This window comes from Gallaecimonas xiamenensis 3-C-1 (assembly GCF_000299915.1).
Classification (GTDB): domain Bacteria; phylum Pseudomonadota; class Gammaproteobacteria; order Enterobacterales; family Gallaecimonadaceae; genus Gallaecimonas; species Gallaecimonas xiamenensis.
On the sequence record NZ_AMRI01000009.1, the window covers coordinates 31211 to 49061 of the forward strand.

At 62.3% G+C, this 17851-nt stretch carries 15 protein-coding genes; 7 read left to right on the forward strand and 8 right to left on the reverse strand.

The genetic code is table 11. The features are described from left to right. Positions 1–64 precede the first annotated feature (64 nt). Complete coding sequence (locus B3C1_RS07710) at positions 65–793, reverse strand: hypothetical protein (RefSeq protein ID WP_035481480.1); 729 nt, start codon at positions 791–793, stop codon at positions 65–67. Positions 794–1052: 259 nt separating this feature from the next. On the opposite strand from B3C1_RS07710, the gene B3C1_RS07715 reads away from it, so the two are divergent. After that, positions 1053–1280, forward strand: a complete 228-nt coding sequence (locus B3C1_RS07715) for an XRE family transcriptional regulator (RefSeq protein ID WP_008484009.1) — start codon at positions 1053–1055, stop codon at positions 1278–1280. Between the two features lie 23 nt (positions 1281–1303). On the opposite strand, the gene B3C1_RS07720 is transcribed toward B3C1_RS07715, so the two are convergent. Next, the gene (locus B3C1_RS07720) at positions 1304–2065 is read right to left on the reverse strand and encodes an SDR family NAD(P)-dependent oxidoreductase (RefSeq protein WP_008484010.1); all 762 of its coding nucleotides are present in this window, start codon (positions 2063–2065) and stop codon (positions 1304–1306) included. Between the two features lie 106 nt (positions 2066–2171). Between B3C1_RS07720 and B3C1_RS07725 the strand changes: the two genes are divergently transcribed. Then, entirely contained in the window at positions 2172–3068 is an 897-nt protein-coding gene (locus B3C1_RS07725; RefSeq protein ID WP_008484011.1) for a LysR family transcriptional regulator, read from the forward strand. Here B3C1_RS07725 and B3C1_RS19325 read toward each other — a convergent pair. The 3 genes from B3C1_RS19325 to B3C1_RS07740 form a co-directional block, all read right to left on the reverse strand. Continuing rightward, positions 3065–6508 (reverse strand): EAL domain-containing protein, encoded by a 3444-nt coding sequence (locus tag B3C1_RS19325; RefSeq protein WP_008484012.1) that lies wholly within the window; start codon positions 6506–6508, stop codon positions 3065–3067. The genes B3C1_RS07725 and B3C1_RS19325 overlap by 4 nt on opposite strands. A 170-nt stretch (positions 6509–6678) precedes the next feature. After that, positions 6679–7239: a PhnA domain-containing protein gene (locus tag B3C1_RS07735; protein ID WP_008484013.1), complete on the reverse strand. Its 561-nt coding sequence runs from the start codon at positions 7237–7239 to the stop codon at positions 6679–6681. A gap of 103 nt (positions 7240–7342) precedes the next feature. Continuing rightward, positions 7343–9019 (reverse strand): AMP-binding protein, encoded by a 1677-nt coding sequence (locus tag B3C1_RS07740; protein ID WP_008484014.1) that lies wholly within the window; start codon positions 9017–9019, stop codon positions 7343–7345. A gap of 143 nt (positions 9020–9162) precedes the next feature. On the opposite strand from B3C1_RS07740, the gene B3C1_RS07745 reads away from it, so the two are divergent. Continuing rightward, positions 9163–9798, forward strand: coding sequence for a CHAD domain-containing protein (locus B3C1_RS07745; protein WP_008484015.1), 636 nt, complete (start codon positions 9163–9165; stop codon positions 9796–9798). 90 nt (positions 9799–9888) lie between these two features. Further along, complete coding sequence (locus B3C1_RS07750) at positions 9889–11484, forward strand: methyl-accepting chemotaxis protein (protein ID WP_008484018.1); 1596 nt, start codon at positions 9889–9891, stop codon at positions 11482–11484. Positions 11485–11538: 54 nt separating this feature from the next. Here the strand turns inward: B3C1_RS07750 and B3C1_RS07755 are convergent, their stop codons facing one another. The 3 genes from B3C1_RS07755 to B3C1_RS07765 all read right to left on the reverse strand — a co-directional run bounded on the left by B3C1_RS07755 (position 11539) and on the right by B3C1_RS07765 (position 14334). Continuing rightward, complete coding sequence (locus B3C1_RS07755) at positions 11539–12672, reverse strand: porin (RefSeq protein WP_008484019.1); 1134 nt, start codon at positions 12670–12672, stop codon at positions 11539–11541. Between the two features lie 11 nt (positions 12673–12683). Next, entirely contained in the window at positions 12684–13076 is a 393-nt protein-coding gene (locus B3C1_RS07760) for a hypothetical protein (RefSeq protein ID WP_035481452.1), read from the reverse strand. A gap of 157 nt (positions 13077–13233) precedes the next feature. Then, positions 13234–14334, reverse strand: a complete 1101-nt coding sequence (locus B3C1_RS07765) for an osmoprotectant NAGGN system M42 family peptidase (protein ID WP_008484021.1) — start codon at positions 14332–14334, stop codon at positions 13234–13236. Between the two features lie 137 nt (positions 14335–14471). Here B3C1_RS07765 and B3C1_RS07770 point away from each other — a divergent pair, with 137 nt between their 5' ends. The 3 genes from B3C1_RS07770 to B3C1_RS07780 are packed head-to-tail and all read left to right on the forward strand — an operon-like array spanning position 14472 to position 17837. Then, entirely contained in the window at positions 14472–15476 is a 1005-nt protein-coding gene (locus B3C1_RS07770; RefSeq protein WP_008484023.1) for an isoaspartyl peptidase/L-asparaginase family protein, read from the forward strand. A gap of 10 nt (positions 15477–15486) precedes the next feature. After that, positions 15487–17142: a sensor histidine kinase gene (locus B3C1_RS07775; RefSeq protein ID WP_237750983.1), complete on the forward strand. Its 1656-nt coding sequence runs from the start codon at positions 15487–15489 to the stop codon at positions 17140–17142. Beyond that, entirely contained in the window at positions 17139–17837 is a 699-nt protein-coding gene (locus tag B3C1_RS07780; RefSeq protein WP_008484025.1) for a response regulator, read from the forward strand. Before B3C1_RS07775 ends, B3C1_RS07780 begins: the two co-directional genes overlap by 4 nt. The last annotated feature ends 14 nt before the right edge of the window (positions 17838–17851 follow it).

A 17851-nucleotide genomic window follows, 5' to 3' on the forward strand; every position in this document is an offset into this window, starting at 1 on the left:
GACAGGGCGACTGAGCCTTTGTGGGAAAAAAACCGCGCCGAGGCGCGGTTTTTTTGTGCTGGGGTTACTTGCCCTGCTGGGCGTCGTAAAGGGCGGACAGGGACTGGAGGCTGATGGTGGCGCTTTGGGAGTTTTGCACGCTGTCGGCATTGATCCACACGAACTGGCGGCCGTTGCCTTGCAGCGACCAGCTGTAGATCTGGTTGGGCACCGCGTTGATGGTCACATACTGCTGGGCGTTGCCGGCATAGGTCACCAACTCGGTGGGGTTAGAGGTGGTATTGACGATGTTCACCTGGGCCCGTTGTTCCTCGAACTGCACTGTGATGAACTGGTTGATGTCGCTGGTCAGGGTCATCTGGTACCAATGGGAGGCCGGCACATTATAGAAGCGGGTGAAGGCCCTGAAGGGCACGGGTTCGCCATTGGGAGCCAGGTTTATGTTGTTGATGCCGGGGGACTCCATGGGCATTTTGACGCTGCCGATAAAGGTCTGCACCGAGGCACCCGGCTGGCCCTGGGTCACGGCGGCGGACACGGTATTGGTCTGGTCGCCGTTGACGAAACACAAGGAGGCCAGGCCCTGCTTGCCGGTGGTGCCCGGCACCAAGACCTGGACCGGCGGCTGGGAGTTGGACCAGACCACTGTGACCACGGTGTCGGCGTCGTTTTGGGCGGCATTATAGAAGAACAGGCAGTAGAGCTGGCCAGGGTTGAGGTTGCCGGTGCAGGTGGCGGTCATGCCCTGTTCCAGGGTCAGCAGTTGGCCGTTGTTCCAATTCACGTTACTCATGATCATTCCTCTTGAAGTGGGCTCCATTGCTGCCATGGGGCCGGGCAGCCTTGGCAAGTATGAGAAGCCTCCAGGGGACACAGCCGCATCAGGTCGGTATCAGCTCGGTGTCAGGGTTGTCACGCCCCTGCCATAAGATGACCTAACACTTTGATCAGTAAAGGGTGGCAACAAAAGCGTACTGGTCTGCCAGGGTTGCTGTTGGCCTCCTTGGCAGGGTAAGGCACTAGACTTGGGGGGCCATCAAGGAGGACAGGCCATGAAAGGAACCCAGAGACTGGACGCTGCCAGGCTCAAAGCCCTGCGTGACGCCAAATGCATAAGCCAGGAAGATCTCAGCCATGCCTGCCAGGCCAAGCACCTGCGCTTGTCCCTGGCTACCATCAAGCGCGCCGAGGCGGGCCGACCGGTCAGCTATCGCACCATCCGCGAGTTTTCCGCCTTTTATGCCGTACCTTTGAGTGTACTGACCGGTAAAAGCCGATAAAAAAGGGCCCCAAGGCCCTTTTTTTACAGGAACATGCCGCCGGAGGCTTCAATGCGCTGGCCATTAACCCAGCTGCCGGCGTCCGACAACAGCATCGCTACCACCTTGCCGATATCGTCCGGTTGGCCGGCCCGGCCAAGGGCGGTGACACTGGCCACCATGGTGTTCAGGGCCTGATTGTCCCGAACGGCGCCGCCACCAAAGTCGGTTTCTATGGCGCCGGGAGCCAGCACATTAACCCGGATCTGCCGCTCGCCCAGTTCCTTGGCCCAGTAACGGGTCAGCACTTCCACTGCGCCTTTCATGGCGGCGTAGAGGCCGTAACCGGGCAGGGAGAAACGGGCCAGGCCGCTGGAAAAGTTGAGGATGCGGCCGCCGTCCTTGAGCAAGGGCAACAGCTTCTGAGTCAGGAAGAAGACCCCTTTAAAGTGCACCTGCATCAGTTGATCGAACTGGGCTTCGGTACCTTCGACCAGGGAAGCATGGATACCGATGCCGGCGTTGTTAACCAGGTAGTCAAACTGCTGGCGGCCAAAATGACTGTCCAATTCCTGGCGCAGGCGCTGGGCAAAATCATCAAAGCCGGCCACATTGCCGCAGTCCAGTTGCAGTGCCAGGGCCCGGCCGCCACCCTGGCGGATTTGGGCTACTACTTCGTCGGCGGCGCCGGCCTGGCTGTGGTAAGTGATAATGACGTCGACGCCTTGCTCGGCAAGGGCCAGGGCGGCGTTGCGGCCAAGGCCTCGGCTGCCACCGGTGATAAGGGCTATGGGGTTGCTGGTCATGGTTTGTCCTTGGATTGAGGATTGACAAGGACAGGCTATTACTTGCATTGATTGGGATAAATAAAGGCATACTGCAAGGCGTGTTTACTCAGAGTGGACAATCCCCATGCAGGACCGCCTCCAGGCCATGCAGATCTTCACCCGGGTGGCAGAGCTGGCCAGTTTCACCTTGGCTGCTGCCGATCTGGGTCTGTCAAAAACCCATGTGTCCAATAGGGTAGGGCAGCTGGAAACCCACTTGGGTACCCGGCTGCTTCAGCGCACCACCCGCCGGGTGACCCTGACCCAGGACGGCCAGCTCTATTACCAGCGTTGCCTGTGGATGCTCGACGAGATGCAGGAGCTGGACAACCTCTTTCAGGATGAAGGCCAGGGCTTGGCAGGCAAGCTACGCATCGACATGCCCACCGGCCTTGCCAAGAACCTGGTGCTGCCCAAGCTGGGCCAGTTTCTGGACAGCCACCCCAGGCTCGAGATGGAAATATCCTGCTCGGACCGGCGGGTGGATCTGGTGGCCGAAGGCCTGGATGCGGTGCTGCGGGTCGGTGCCCAGCCCGATCAGGGGGTCATCGCCCGCCACCTGGCGGATATGCCCATGGTCAGTTGCGCCAGCCCATCCTACTTGGACCGTTACGGACGCCCGCAAAGCCTGGCCGATCTCAACGGGCACCAACTGGTCCACTACACCCAGGTGTTGGGAGACAGCCAGGGGGCTTTTGAATACCTGCAAGACGCAGAGCCGCGCCAATTGGCCATGCCGGCCCGGTTGACGGTCAACCAGACCGAAGCCTACAGCCAGGCCTGCCTGGCCGGCCTTGGCATCATCCAGGTGCCCGAGCATGGCGTGCGCCAATGGCTGGCGTCAGGGCAGTTGGAGCAGGTGCTGCCGCAGCTGGCCATTGCCCCCATGCCCCTGTGGCTGCTCTATCCCCACCGCCGGCACCTATCCAAGCGCCTTGGCGCCTTTAGCCGTTGGCTTGAGGGCCTGCTGGCCGGGGCTTAGCCGGCTTTACGCTGGCCAAGTGCCTGGATCAGCACTCCCAGTTGCGCCGACACCTGATCGCGAGCATCCAGCAAGGCCTGGCGGGCCTGGGAACTAGGGGCGGCCAGCAAGGTGGCGGCCACCTGATGGCTGTGTTCATGAAGGGCTTCCAGGGCCAAAAAAGCGTCTAAGTGGCCGTAACGGGCCATGCCGGCGGTGTGGTACCACTGGCCGAAGTTGCAGTGGCGGCCATTGAGTTCCAGCGTGGCTTTGGCAGCAGGGGCTTCCAGGCTGGCCAGCACCATCTCTACCCAGTGGCGGTGGGCATTGGCCGCTGCCAGCAGGGCCAGTTCCGGGTGGTAAGGCGGCAGCTTTGGAGCCAGCCAGCGGGGTTGACGCTGCCACTGGGCCAGCCAGGCTTCGAACTGGTCGACGGGCTGGGGTCTGGCCACCCCGTAGCCCTGCACATGGTGGCAGCCCAGCTGTAACAAGGCCCTGGCGTGATTCTGGGTTTCCACCCCCTCGGCGATCACTTCCCGGTTAAAGGCCCTGGCCATCTGAATAACGTTTTCGACGATGGACAGATCGTTAGGATCGCTGAGCATGTCCCGCACGAAGCTCTGGTCGATTTTCATACGGTCCACCGGCAGCCGCCGCAGGTAGGTCAGGGACGCATAACCGGTACCGAAATCGTCAAGGGCCGTTCTGACCCCAAGGCGCCGGCACTGAGTGAGTGTGCGGGCGGCCAGATTGAGGTCGGTCAGGGCCGCCGTTTCGACGATCTCCAGTTCCAAGAAACGCGGATCTATCTGTGGGTGGGCGGCCAGCAAGGTGCCCAGGGTGTCGGCAAAATCTGGCTGCAACAGGTGCATGGCACTGATGTTGACGCTGAGGTTCAGCTCAAGACCGGCCGACTGCCAGCGGCCCAGTTGCGCTAGGGCCTGGTCCAGTACCCATTGCCCCAAAGGCACGTCAAGGCGGCTGCCCAGAAGGTGGCCGAGGAAATCACCCGGTGCCAGCAGCCCTTGGCTGGGATGCTGCCAGCGCAGCAGGGCCTCGGCCCCTTCCACCTTGCCTGTGCTCAAGTCCAGCTTTGGCTGGTAATAGAGCCGCAGCTGATCTTCGGCCAGAGCCTGTTCCAGGCGGTTGAGCCAGCTCTGGTAACCGCTTTGCTGGCGGTCCCGTTCCAAATCGAACCTGTGAAAGCGGTTTTTACCCGCCTGTTTGGCCCGGTACATGGCCTGGTCGGCGTGGCGCAGCAACAGGTCGGCATCGCCGCTGTCATCCGGGTAGCAGGTCACCCCTATGCTGGCCGACACCTGCAACCGGGTGCCTTCCATCTGTACCGGTTCGTTGATTACCTTGAGAAGCCGGTTCAGGGACTCTTCCACCAGGCCCGGGTGCAGCACATCTGCCAGCAGCACCACAAACTCGTCACCGCCGATACGGGCCACCACGTCCTGTTGGCGAAGGGCACCTTTGAGCCGTTTGGCCATGGCCACCAGGAACTGGTCGCCGGCCTGGTGGCCATAGGTGTCGTTGATGGGCTTGAAGCCGTCCAGGTCGATAAAGGCCACCGCCAGGCCCTGGTGGTATCGGTCGCACTGGCCCAGGCGCTGGGCCAGCAGATCGTTGAGGCGACGGCGGTTGGGCAGGCCGGTAAGGGGGTCGAAGTGGGCTATCTGATCCAGCTCCCGCTCATGGGCCTTGAGCTGGCTGATATCGGAAAAGACCCCTATGTAGCGTTGGATGGCACCCTGGCTGTTGCGCACCACGGAGATGGCCAGGATCTCGGCATAGACTTCCCCGGATTTGCGCCTGTTCCAGATCTCGCCGCGCCAGGCGTCCTGGCTTGCCAGTTGCTGCCACATGGCCTGGTAGAAACCCTGGGGTTGGCGCCCTGAAGCCAGCAGGTTGGGGGAGCGGCCTATGACTTCCTCGGCGCTGTAGCCGGTGATGCGGCAAAAGGCGGGATTGACCTCGATGATGCGGTTGTCTGCATCGGTGACCATGATGCCTTCGTAACTGTTGGCAAAGACGCTGGCAGCCAGGCGCAGCTGGTCGTCCACCGCTTTGCGCTCGGTGATGTCCACGAAGGTACAGACCACGGCGTCCGGGCGGCCGTCGGCCCCCTGGCCCACAGGTTCGGAGTTGATGGACAGCCAACGCAGGCCTTGTGGGCTGGGCAGGCCCATCACCACGTTATGATGGGGCTGGCCGCTGGCCAGGGTCAGCATGGCCGGGTGACGCTCGCCGGGGAAGGGCTGGCCGTCTTCGTCCAGGGCCTGCCAAGGGTCTTGGGAGGTCTTGCCGTGCAACTGGTGTTCGGCCAGGCCCAGCATGCGCCTGGCTGCCTGGTTGGAAGCGACTATCTGCCCTTGGCGGTTCTGCATCACCACCCCTTCGCTCAGGGCGGCCACCAGAGAGTGGTAGCGCTCCTTGCTGGCCAGCAGGGCCTGCTCGGCCTGGCGGCGCTGGCTGATGTCCTGGGCCACTCCCAGGTAGCCGGTAAGCTGGCCCTTGGGGTCGCGCATGGTGGTCACCACCAAAGACACCGTCAGGCGACTGCCGTCCTTACGAATGTATGTCCATTCCTGGGTGGCGCTACCCAGGCGTTCGGCCTCTTCCACAAAGACCCGAAAGCCTTCTACCGGCTGGCCGAAACGGGCGCTGAGGCTTGCCGACAGGGCTGCCATTTCCTCCGGCAGGTGCAAAAAGACCGGGCTGGTTTTGCCTTCCAGCTCGGCGGCGCTGTAGCCGAGCATCTTCTCGGCGCCCTTGTTGAAACGGGTGATGACGCCTTTGGGGTCGGTGGCGATGATGGAAAATTCCGAGGCGGCGTCCAAGACGTTGCCCAGCAGGTGTGCCAGGTGGCTTTTTTCCTGTTGCAGGCTACGCCAGCGGCGGATCCCCACCACCAGGGCGCCGATCACGAGGGCCTGGATCACCAAGGCCCCCAGCAGGAAGGCCAATTGGCGGCGCTGGCCGTCTTTGAGTTCGCGCACCTGCAGGTCCACCATCTGTTCCAGGCGCTGGCGGTAATGGGCCTCGGCACTGCCGTCCAGTTGGTTGGGGTTGGCGTCATGAACCAGGGACAGCAGCAACTGCCTGCCGTTGAAGCTAAAGGGCCGGCTGAACACCTCAACGTTGCGCAGCTCACCGTTTTTCAAACGATGGCGGAACAGGAAGAAGTTCCGGCCCTGGCTTGCCGCCAGGCGCCGCTCTTCGGCCACCTGGGCCTGGCTGAGGGTATTGAGGCTATCGACATTGGCCCCCACCAGTTCCTTGGCACTGAAGCCGTAAAAGGCCAGGGCCGCCGGATTGGCTGCGGCGATACGGCCGTTGGCCGGGTCCACCAGCAGGGCCGGCATGTCGATACCGTTGAACAGGGTCTGGAAGTCCGGGGCCAAGGCGTCTTTGGCCAGGGCAGGCAGTGGACCGCACAGCAGGAAAATGGCCAAAGCCCTGGCCAGCCAATGTCGGCAGGTCGTCCCTGGGGCTTTTGTTACAGGCAAGGTAACCCCGGCGGTGATTATCGGTAGCTTGACCAGCTTAACCCAGGGCAGGCCAGGGCACCTTGCGCGGGATCAATATTGTTAAAAAACAAAAGGCGGCCGGGGCCGCCTTTTACTCAGGCTTTCTTCAGGTACTCGGCCACCAGCACGATCTGCACGCCGTTGACCTTGCCTTCGATGTGCTTGGGGTTGTTGGTCAGGCGGATGTCCTTGACCAGGGTGCCACGCTTGGCGGTAAAGCCGGCACCTTTAACGTCCAGATCCTTGATCAGGGTGACGGCGTCCCCTTCGGCCAGACGGGTACCGTTGCTGTCCAGGGTGGGCTCGCTGTCGTCGTCCCCTAGGCCCGCTTCGGCCCACTTTTGCACTTCCGGGTCCAGGTAGAGCATGTCCAGCAGATCCCGGGCCCAGACTTCGGCAGACAGGCGCTTGAGCTGGCGCCAGGCCATCACCTGTACCGCCGGTACCTGGCTCCACATGCTGTCATTGAGGCAGCGCCAATGGTTGACGTCGCTGGGGGCTTCGGCCTGGGCCAGACAGGTGGCACAGAGCAGCACATGGCCGTCCAGGCCATCGTCGCGGCTGGCGGGCACAGGGTAAGGGCTCAGGGATGTGGTGGCGGCGCACAGTTCGCATTGACCGCCACTGCGGTCCATCAGGTGTTGTTCCAGGCTCATATCCTGCTCCGGTACGGCAAAAAAGTCGGCGGACTATAGCACAATAACCCTGTGTGTTGTGCGGTTTTGCCGCCGCAGCCACCGGCCGCAGCGGCTACTGTGATCAGCCCTGGCCCAGCCCCAGGCTTTGCAGCATCAGTTCGCGCATACGGAATTTTTGGATCTTGCCGGTGACCGTCATGGGGTAGTTGTCCACGAAGTGGAAATGGCGGGGGATCTTAAAATGGCTCAGTTCCCCTTCGGCGAAGGCACGCATCTCTTCGGCGTCCGCCTGCTGGCCGCTCCTGAGCATCACCCAGGCACAGACTTGTTCGCCGTATTTGTCGTCCGGTATGCCGAACACCTGGATGTCCTGAACCTTGGGATGGCGGTAGTAGAACTCCTCGATTTCCCTGGGATAAATGTTCTCGCCGCCCCGGATGATCATGTCTTTGATGCGGCCCACCACCTGCACATAACCGTCCTGGTCCATCACTCCCAGGTCTCCCGAATGCAGCCAACCGTCCTGGTCCACGGTTTCGGCACTCTTTTGCGGGTCGTCCCAGTAGCCCAGCATCACCGAATAGGCCCTGTTGCAGATCTCGCCACGTTCCCCCAGGGGCACTTCGTCCCCGAAGGCGTCGACGATTTTGACCTCCTGGTGGGCGCCGGCCTTGCCGACGGTGCCGATGCGTTTTTCCAAAGGATCGTCGCGCAAGGTGATGTGGTTGATGGGGCTGGATTCGGTTTGGCCGTAGGCGATCAGCACCTCTTCCATATGCAGCTTGCCGATGACCTTCTTCATCAGCTCTACCGGGCAGGTGGCCCCGGCCATGACACCGGTGCGCAGGCTGGTCAGGTCGAATTGGTCAAACTGCGGGTGTTCAAGTTCGGCAATAAACATGGTGGGCACCCCGTGCAGGGCGGTACAGCGCTCTTCACTGACCGCTTTGAGGGTACTGTCGGCGTCAAAGGCTTCTGCCGGGAAAACGGCGGTGGCGCCATGGGCCACGCACAGCAGGCTGCCCAGCACCATGCCGAAGCAATGGTAAAGGGGCACGGGAATGCACAGCTTGTCCGCCGGGCTCATGCCCATAGCGTCGCCCACCAGCTTGGCGTTGTTGAGGATATTGTGATGGGACAGGGTGGCGCCCTTGGGGTTGCCGGTGGTGCCGGAAGTGAACTGGATATTGATGGGATCCTGGGGGCTCAGATCCAGGGCGTCCAGCAGGGCGCTGTCCTCGGCGGTCAAATCTCCCATCAGCCAGTCAAACGCCAGGTAGCCGGGGCGGGCCTTACCCATGGTGATGATATGGCGCAGGCTCGGCAGGGCCTGGGCGTCCAGCTCCGCCCCTGAATGGGTATGGGCCAGCTCCGGCGCCAGTGCCTCGAGCATGGCCAGGTAGTTGCTCTGGCGAAAGCCTTCGGCACAAATCAGGGCCTTGCACTGCACCTTGTTCAGGGCATAGGCCAATTCGCTCTTTTGGTAGTTGGGGTTGATGCAGACCATGATCGCCCCGAGCCGGGCCGTGGCAAACTGCACCAGCAGCCATTGGTAGCAGTTGGGGGCCCAGATCCCCACCCTGTCCCCTTTCTCTATGCCAAGGCGCAGCAGGCTGATGGCCAGCCTGTCCACCTGCTCAAGCAGTTGGCTATAGCTCCAGCGGATCTGTTGGTGGCGCACCACCAGGGCCGGGTGATCCGGGTGTAGGGTGGCCTTTTCCTTAAGGCAGTCGCCAATGGTCATGTTCAGGAGCGGGGTTTGGGTATCGCCAAAAGAGTGGCTTGCCGTCTTGGCCATCGCGGTTGGACTCCATTGCAGTTGATGACCATGATTTAGCATGGCGGCCCGCCGCCTACCTTTATCCTTTTGTCTAATAGATGCGCGATGGCTGAATGACGCCGGGGCCAAAGGCTTGATGCCCTGGCTCCAGGGGAGGGGATGTGAGAAGCCGCATCAAACAGCAGTTGCAACAGCAACTGGACAGCCTGGACGTGCACCAGTGCCGCAAGGTGGCCAAGGTGTGCGAAGCCTGGGCCAGGCTCGGTGCCCATAAGGCCCTGGCAAGGGGTGCCAAGGGGCTGCGAAGAGACCTTGGTGCCCAGCGGGATGCCTGGGTTCGCTACCAGTGGCGCCTGAAACTGGGTCAAAAGGCCAAGGCGCCGCCCATGGGACCGGCGCCCAAGGTAGAGGCCCTCAAGGCCGCCATTAGGGTGGCTCCCTTACCCGATGAAAGCCAGCTGCTGCTGGGATTTTGCCGCCGCTACCGCAAGGCCCGCCGCCATTACCTTGCCTTGAAGAGCTGTAAACACCCCAGGCCAGAGGCCCTGCATCGTTTGCGAAAAGAGGTCAAAGCCCTGGCCGTCTACAGCCTGTGGCTGGGGGCCAAGGCCCTGGCGGCGGCATTTAAGACCCTGGGGGACAGGCTGGGGGACGACCACGACCTGGCGGTGTTGGGGGGGCAAAAGGCCAAGGACAGGCGGCGCCAGCAGCACCGGCAGCTGCACGTGCTGCTGCGCACCTGCTTTGGGAAAAAGTCTTTACGAAACTGTGACCTGGGTAGCGCAGTGCCACTTTAACCGGCGCCTTTCTCGTCATTACAATGCCCAGCCCTAAATACCGGGGCCAAGCCGCCGATACTACAGGTGCAGCAGCTTTTGGGTAGCCATATGACCATAGTAAAAAAAATACTCCTGATCCCTTTCGTTGGCGCCTTGGGGTTTGCCATCGTCATGATACTGACGGTGCTGACCGCCAAAGACACCGGTAATGAGTTGGCCCAGGCCCAGTCCCTGAGTTTCCCGACCCTGCGCCTAGCCGACCAGTCACTGCAAAAGTGGGCCGCCCTCAAGAGTGGTTTCAGCTCGGCGGTGACCACTGCCGACGAGGACACCCTCAAGGCCACCCAGGCCCTGGCCCAAGGCTTTAGCGATGACCTGACCCAGATGGCCCGCCTGACCGGTGACAAGGAAGTCGCGGAATTACAGCGCCGCTCCCGCAGCTATATCGACGAGGCCTCCGCCATCGCCCAGGGCATGATTGATTCGAGCCTGGACTTTTCCACCCTGGGCCAGCGCTCCAGCGCCATGAACGAAAATTACGACGCCGTCACCGACAGCCTGGATCGCTACCGCGACCAGTACCTGGCGGCTTTCCAGCAAAGCCTGCAAAGCGCCCAGGACGACGCCAACACCCTGGCCCTGCGCGGCAGCCTGCTGGGGGTGGGCACCATAGTGCTGCTGTTCCTTATCGCCATCCCTGTGGTGCGCGGCATCCGTGCCAATCTGGGTGACGTGGTGGATTCCCTCAAACGTTTTGCCCGCGAAGACGGCGACCTGACGGTGCGCCTGAAGGTGCGCTCCGACGACGAACTGGGTGAACTGGTGAACTGGTTCAATGCCTTTGTGGCCAAGTTGCAGGACGTGATCCAGCAGGTGGTGGCCAGTGCCAGCCCCCTGGCCCAGGTTGCCCAGTCCCTGAACCGTTTGACCGATGCCTCCGACAAGGTGATGCAGGCCCAACTGGACAACGCTTCCCGTACCCTGCAGGCGGTGGAGCAGATGAACGATTCGGTGCACCAGGTGGCCGCCCATGCCGCCGAGGCCTCTTCGGCGTCCCGTGGCATCAGCCAAAACGTCAACCAGGGCCACAAGGACGTTACCAACACCGTTTCCCAGATGCAGTCCCTGTCTGACGAGGTGGAAACCTCGGCCCAGGTGGTGCAGCGCCTGGTAAAAGATGCCGAACAGGTGGGTCAGGTGGTGGACGTTATCCGCGCCATTGCCGATCAGACCAACCTGCTGGCCCTGAACGCCGCTATCGAAGCGGCCCGGGCCGGCGAGCAGGGCAGGGGCTTTGCGGTGGTGGCGGACGAAGTGCGCACCCTGGCGTCCCGTACCCAGAGTTCCACCAGCGAGATCCAGGCCACCATAGAGCAGCTCCAGGAAGGGGCCCGCCAGGCGGTGGCGGCCATGTCCAGCTCGGTGGAAAACGCCCAAACCGGGGTGGACCGTGCCCACACCGCCGGCGAGGCCTTGAGCCGCATCACCCAGGACGTCACCCAGATCCTGGCCATGAACCAGGAGATAGCCCAGGCCACCGAGGCCCAGCAAAGCACTTCCTCGGACATGGTGGGCTTTGTCAACCGCATCCGCGAGCAGGCCCAGGACAGCGCCGCTGCCACCCGGGAGCTGACCGACGTGGCGGTGCAGCTGCGCCAGCATGCCGGCGAGCTGCACAAGGTTACGTCCTCGTTCAAGGTCTGATTTCCGGCCATAAAAAAAGCCTCCCATCGGAAGGCTTTTTTGTTGGGGTATTGCTTAGAACACCAGGTCGATACCGGCGGAGATCAGCTTGGCGTCTTCGGTAGAGCCAAGGTCGTCCTCAATCTGGTTGTACTCCAGCTTGAAGGCGGCGCTGGGGTGAAAGTCCCAACGCAGGCCCAGGGTGTGGGTGGTGCTCTCGGAGCGGCCCAGGTCGTAGACGGCGTTGACGGCCCCGGCCAGCAGCGCCGGCAGGTTGGCGGTGGACTTGCGGTCGGCCTTGGCGTCGAACTTCTCGTAGCTGTAGTAGGGGGTGACGCTGTCAAAGCGATAGCCGATGGAGGCGTACCAGCCGTCGGTTTCAGGGATCAGGGCGTCATCCACCTGGTAGTGGGTGAACTCGGCGTTAAACAGCAGGTTCTGGTAGTCGATACCCAGGCCCAGGCCCCAGAAGGTGCCACGGTCTTCTTCGGTGACCATGCCGTCGGCCAGGTCGGTCAGACCCAGGCCTTGCAGCTGGGCTACCAGGGCACCCAGTTGCTGCTGGGATTCGGCGTCGTTGGGGGCGAAGGTCACCTTGGCGGTGGCGTAGGTGCCGCGCAGGCTCAGCCAGTCACGGGTCATTTCCCAGCTGGCGCCCAGGGCGTTCTTCAGCTCACCAGAGCCTTCCACGCCGTTGGGGGAGATGTCGCCGTCGTAGGAGCCGCCGTAGAGCTTGAGGTTGGACTCCCAGTCACCGAAGAAGGTGGTGTTGTCCAGGCGGATCCCTTCGATGGTGTTAAAGGGCACGCCGTAGACGCTTTGGGGCGGGCGCAGCCAAGTGTAGGCGTAGCCTACGTCCAGGAAGGCGGAGTAACGAAACAGGGGGGCGCGCAGCTTACCGGCGTGCAGTTTCCAGTCGTCGTTGAGGGCGTAGGAAATGTAGGCCCACTCCAGGTCGGCGTCGTAGTCGTCGGCGCCTTTGGCCATGATCTGGGCGGTGGCGGTCAGGCCTTCACCCAGGTCGGCCATGGCCTGCAGGGCAAACAGGGAATCGGGCTTGAAGGACAGGTCGTCGTCATAACCCAGGGCAGTCTCGTCGCTGCTCAGGGTCTGGCCTGCCACTATGGAGGCAAAACCGTTGAAACGGATGTCGGCGGCAGCCTGACCACAGAGGGTCGCCAGAGCCAGGGCAAGTGCAGTCTTTTTCATGTCGTCCTACCTTAGAGGGTCTTGATCACTTTGACGCTGGCGTCCACGGCGTCGGCAGGGATATAGCCGATGGCGTTGACGTCGGCAGCGACCTTGGCCTTCATGGCCGCAGCATCCGCCATATCGGCGGGGGGAGTGCCGCCCCCGGTGAAGATCAACTTGGACCAATAGGCTTTGAGCTGGCTGCTGTTTTTACCCAGGACCTTGCTGTTGAACTCATCGCGGGCCGGCTGGCTTTCCGCCAGGTTGAAGGGGGTCAGGCCCTTTTGTTTGCCCAGGAACAGGCGTTCAATCTGGTCGTCGGCGGGTACCTGGCTTTGACCGGGATTGATGATGACGGCGATGTCCGCCATGGCAGAAACGCTGACGCCCATCAGGGCGGCGGCGCACAACAATCTACGCATGCTAATCCTCTTCTTATCAGCTGCTTAAACGCCGCTTTTCGCGGCGGGCGCAGTATAGAAGAGAGCGACAGGTGTAACAGAAAATTGAGTAAAAACTTGGCAAGGTTGTGATCGGGGCTACAAAACCTTTGCCAAGGTAAGGTTATTGCTGTCGGGGTTACGGCATATGGGGGAAATCCGGCCTCTGGGTAAGCAGTTTGTTGTCGTCGGCGAAGAGCGGCTCCGACAGGGCGTAGTGCCACAGCAATTGGGTTAAACAGCACAGGGCGTCCAGGTGGATGCGTTCATAATAATGGGAGGCATCGATACCGAAGCAGACCAGGGCCGTGCGCAGGTCATTGCCCGCTTCGATGGCCGAGGCCGAGTCGGAGCGGTAGAAGCGGAAGATGTCCCGCTGGTGGGCAATGCCGTGGGCCTGGCACAGCTGGAGCAGATGATGGGTAAGGTGGTAGTCGAAGGGCCCGGTCTGATCGGCCATGGCCACGGTAACCCCGTATTCGCTGGAGTTTTGCCCCGGCGCCGTGGTGCCGTTGTCGATGCTGACCATCTCTGCCACGTCCTGGTGCAGTACCGAAGAGGCCCCAGAGCCCACTTCCTCGGTGATCGTGAAAAGCAGGTGCAGATCCACAGGCAAGGCCACCTGGTCTTCCACCAGGGCCTTGGCCACCGTCAGCAACACCGCCACCCCGGCCTTGTCGTCCAGGTGGCGCGAATTGATAAAACCCGACTCTCGGTCCACCTCGGTTTGGGGATCGATGGCGATAAAGTCGCCGATGTGGATGCCGGCATTGACCAGGGCCTGGCGGTCACCCCCCGGCACGTCCACCCGCAGCTCCAGGTTCTGCCAACTGGCTTCCTGGCTGTCGTTGGCGTTGCCAAAGGTATGGCCGGAGGCCTTAAGGGGCAGCAAGGATCCCCGGTAGCGACGCTTGCCGGCAAAGAGGCTGGCCCTGCAGCCCTCGGCAAAGCGGGCGTTCCAATGGCCCACCGGCACCACTTCCAGGCGGCCGTTGTCCTTGAGCCTTTTGACCTGGGCCCCCAGGGTGTCCAGGTGGGCCACCAAGGCCCGGTCAGGGGAGCGCTGGCGCCCGGCGACGGTGGCGCGGATGGCGCCTCTGCGGGTCAGCTCGAAGGGGATATTCAGGCGGGCCAGCTCCTCGCCGACAAAATGCACCACCTGGTCGGTAAAGCCCGAGGGGCTGGGAATGGCCAGCAGCCTTTCCAGGCAGCTGAGCAGATAATCGGTGTTTGGGGACACGGGACCTCCTTGGCCTTTTATCTTGGCCCCAGTATAGAAAGCCCCCGTGATGGTGCCAGGACAGCTCCTGGTCGTGTCAGCCTTGCGTCAGGGCCAGCCCCTTGGAAAGATGGCCGCAAAACCAGAAGGAGAACACCATGAACACCTTGCTGCGCTGCCTGTTGCTGGCCGGGGTCGCCTTTGGCGCCCAGGCAAATTCCAAAGCCCCTATTACCATCGCCATCCATGGCGGTGCCGGCACCATTACCCGCGCCAACCTGGGGCCCGAGCAGGAAAAGGCCTACCACGCCAAGCTGCAGCAGGCCCTGGACGCCGGCTACGCCGTGCTGGACAAGGGCGGCCCGGCCCTGGAGGCGGTGCAGGCGGCCATCAAGGTGATGGAAGACTCCCCCCTGTTTAACGCCGGCCTTGGCGCCGTCTACACCTGGGATGGCGAACATGAACTGGACGCCTCCATCATGGACGGCAAAACCCTCAACGCCGGCGCCGTGGCCGGGGTCAAAACCGTCAAACACCCCATAGAGGCGGCCTACCGGGTAATGACCCAAAGCCCCCATGTGATGCTGTCGGGCCAAGGCGCCGACGACTTCGCCAAGGAACAGGGCCTGGCGCTGGTGGACAACCACTATTTCGACACCGAGTTTCGCAAAAAGGCCCTGGACAAGGCCAAAGAGCAGATCAAGTTGAGCGGCTACCAGGCCCGTAACTACCTGGCCGGTGACTACAAGTACGGCACCGTCGGCGCCGTGGCCCTGGACGCCGACGGTAACCTGGCGGCGGCCACCAGCACCGGCGGCATGACCGCCAAGCGCTACGGCCGTATCGGCGACTCGCCGGTGATCGGCGCCGGCACCTATGCCGAAAACGGCGTGTGCGCCGTGTCCGCCACCGGCCATGGGGAATACTTTATCCGCCTCAACATCGCCGCCGATATCTGCGCCCGGGTCCGTTACCAGGGTAAGGACGTGAAAACCGCCGCCGACGAGGTGATCCATGGTCGCTTGCAACAGTTGGGTGGCACCGGCGGGGTGATAGTGCTGGGCGCCGATGGTAGCATCACCCAGCCGTTCAACACCGAGGGCATGTACCGGGGCTATCGCAACAGCGCCGGCAGCAAGACCCTCATCTACGGGAACCCCTGACTTGTTACTGGTGCTGCCCCTGTTTCAGCAGATGAGCGTGTATCTGCTGATCGCCTACGTGTTTTCAAAAACGCCCCTGTTCCGGCCCCTGGCCAGCCTGTCGAGCTGGCCTATCCACAAGCTGATGGTGTACACCATCTTCTCGGGCTTTTGCATCATGGGTACCTACTTTGGCCAACAGACCATGGACGCCATCGCCAATACCCGCGCCATCGGCGCTATCTTGGGTGGCTTGTTGGGGGGGCCGGTGGTGGGCACGGCGGTGGGCTTTACCGGCGGCATGCACCGCTATTCCATGGGCGGCTTTACCGATGTGGCCTGTGCCATTTCCACCACCTGGGAAGGTTTTTTGGGGGGGCTGCTGCACGCCTTCTGGCAGCGCTGCGGCCAGACCGAGCGCATCTTCAACCCTTGGCAGGCCTTTATTCTGGGGCTTTTTGCCGAAGCCTGCCAAATGGCCATCATCCTTATCGTCGCCCAGCCCTTCGAACAGGCCAAAGAGTTGGTGCTGGCCATCGCCTTGCCGATGATGCTGGCCAATGCCACAGGGGCGGCGCTGTTTCTCAGTTTTATCCGTGACGCCAAGTTTCGGGCCGAGGAGGTGGCCACCAAGGTGTCGGACCGGGCCCTGCGTATCGCCCGGCGCTGCGTTGGGGTGTTGGAGCAGGGCTTTAACGCCCAGTCGGCCCAGCTGATTGCCGAAATCGTCAAGGACGAGACCGGGGTGGCGGCGGTGGCCATCACCGACCGGGACCGCATCCTGGCCTTTACCGGCACCGGCGCCGACCACCACCAGGTGGGCCGGCCCATCTCCTCGGCCATTACCCTCGATGCCATCCGCTATAACAGGGTGGTGTTTGCCGACGGCCTCACCACCCCTTACCAGTGCTCCATCAGCAGCGACTGCGAATTGGGCTCGTCCCTGGTGGTGCCGTTGAAAGGGGAAAAGGAGGTGGTGGGCACCATCAAGCTCTACGAACCCAAGCGCAAGCTGTTTCGCAACCTCAACCGCAGCCTGGGGGTAGGCATTGCCGGGGTGCTGTCCAACCAGTTGCTGCACGACCAGCTCCAGGCCAACCGGGCGCTGCTGGCCGAAGCCGAACTGCGGGCCCTGGAAGCCAAGGTCAACCCCCACTTTTTGTTCAACAGCCTCAATACGGTGGCGGCGGTGCTGCGCCGGGACGCCAAGAAGGCCAGGGAGCTGATTGTCCATCTGGCCGGCTTTTTGCGGGGCAACCTGGGCCGCCACAGCGTCACCGTCAGCCTGGCCGAGGAATTTGCCCACATCGACCATTACCTGGCCATCGAAAAGGTCCGCTTCGGGGAGCGCCTGGCCTACAGCGAGTCTTTGGACAAGGCCTTGGAGTCGGAGCGGGTGCCGGCCTTGGCTATTCAGACCCTGGTGGAAAACGCCATCAAGCACGGCATCAGCCGTGCCGAAGCGGGCGGTAAGGTGCGGTTGTCGGCAGAGCTGGACGGGGAACTGGTGCGTATCGTGGTGGAAGACAGTGCCGCCCGGCTGCCGGTCAAGACCGACGGCCTTGGCCTTAAGCTGGTCCGTGAACGCTTTGCCGCTTTAGGGGTATCTTGTACACTGCGTCTCCACCACGAGCCGGGGCACTGTACCCGTGCAGAGTTAACTTGGCCAAGAGGTACCCTGTCATGATCCGGGCGTTGTTAGTCGATGATGAACCCCTGGCACGCGAAGAACTGACGGCGCTGTTGGAAGAAGCCGGCGGCGTTAAAGTGGTGGGGGAAGCGGGTACCGGCAAGGACGGCCTGCTAAAGGCCCGTGAACTCATCCCTGACGTCATCTTCCTGGACGTGGACATGCCGGGCCTGTCCGGGGTGGAAGTGAGCAGCCTGCTGCCCGAACCTCGCCCGGCCCTGGTGTTTGTCACCGCCCACCAACACTATGCCCTTGATGCCTTCAACGAGGCGGCCCTGGACTACCTCCTAAAGCCGGTAGATCCGGAGCGCCTGGCCAAGACCCTAAAGCGCCTGGAAAGCGTCGGCCTGGGGGAAGCGGACACCAGCCCTCTCGAGCGCCTGGCCTGTTACCAGGGTAACACGGTGCGGCTGGTAGCCCCCAAGGACATCGATTGTGCCTATGTGGACTTGACCGGCACCCAGGTGGTGTCCAAAGGGGAGCTGCTCCATTGCCAGTTGCCTCTGAAAACCCTCGAAGCGCGGCTGCCCTTGTTGCGGGTACACCGCCAATACCTGGTCAACCCCGACGCCATCAAGGCCATCGCCATCAAGGAAAGTGGCGCCGAGATAGAAACCCCTTATGGCACCAAGGTGCCGGTGTCCCGCCGCTACCTCAAACAGTTAAAGGAAAAATACCTGCTGCCGATCTAACCCTGGGTAGCGCA

Coding starts and splice junctions, on each gene's coding strand:
- B3C1_RS07735 (WP_008484013.1), bottom strand. CDS start 7,239: ATGAGCCTGGAACAACACCTGATGGACCGCAGTGGCGGTCAATGCGAA.
- B3C1_RS07770 (WP_008484023.1), top strand. CDS start 14,472: ATGAACACCTTGCTGCGCTGCCTGTTGCTGGCCGGGGTCGCCTTTGGC.
- B3C1_RS07725 (WP_008484011.1), top strand. CDS start 2,172: ATGCAGGACCGCCTCCAGGCCATGCAGATCTTCACCCGGGTGGCAGAG.
- B3C1_RS07755 (WP_008484019.1), bottom strand. CDS start 12,672: ATGAAAAAGACTGCACTTGCCCTGGCTCTGGCGACCCTCTGTGGTCAG.
- B3C1_RS07740 (WP_008484014.1), bottom strand. CDS start 9,019: ATGGCCAAGACGGCAAGCCACTCTTTTGGCGATACCCAAACCCCGCTC.
- B3C1_RS07715 (WP_008484009.1), top strand. CDS start 1,053: ATGAAAGGAACCCAGAGACTGGACGCTGCCAGGCTCAAAGCCCTGCGT.
- B3C1_RS07710 (WP_035481480.1), bottom strand. CDS start 793: ATGAGTAACGTGAATTGGAACAACGGCCAACTGCTGACCCTGGAACAG.
- B3C1_RS07750 (WP_008484018.1), top strand. CDS start 9,889: ATGACCATAGTAAAAAAAATACTCCTGATCCCTTTCGTTGGCGCCTTG.
- B3C1_RS07780 (WP_008484025.1), top strand. CDS start 17,139: ATGATCCGGGCGTTGTTAGTCGATGATGAACCCCTGGCACGCGAAGAA.
- B3C1_RS07760 (WP_035481452.1), bottom strand. CDS start 13,076: ATGCGTAGATTGTTGTGCGCCGCCGCCCTGATGGGCGTCAGCGTTTCT.
- B3C1_RS07720 (WP_008484010.1), bottom strand. CDS start 2,065: ATGACCAGCAACCCCATAGCCCTTATCACCGGTGGCAGCCGAGGCCTT.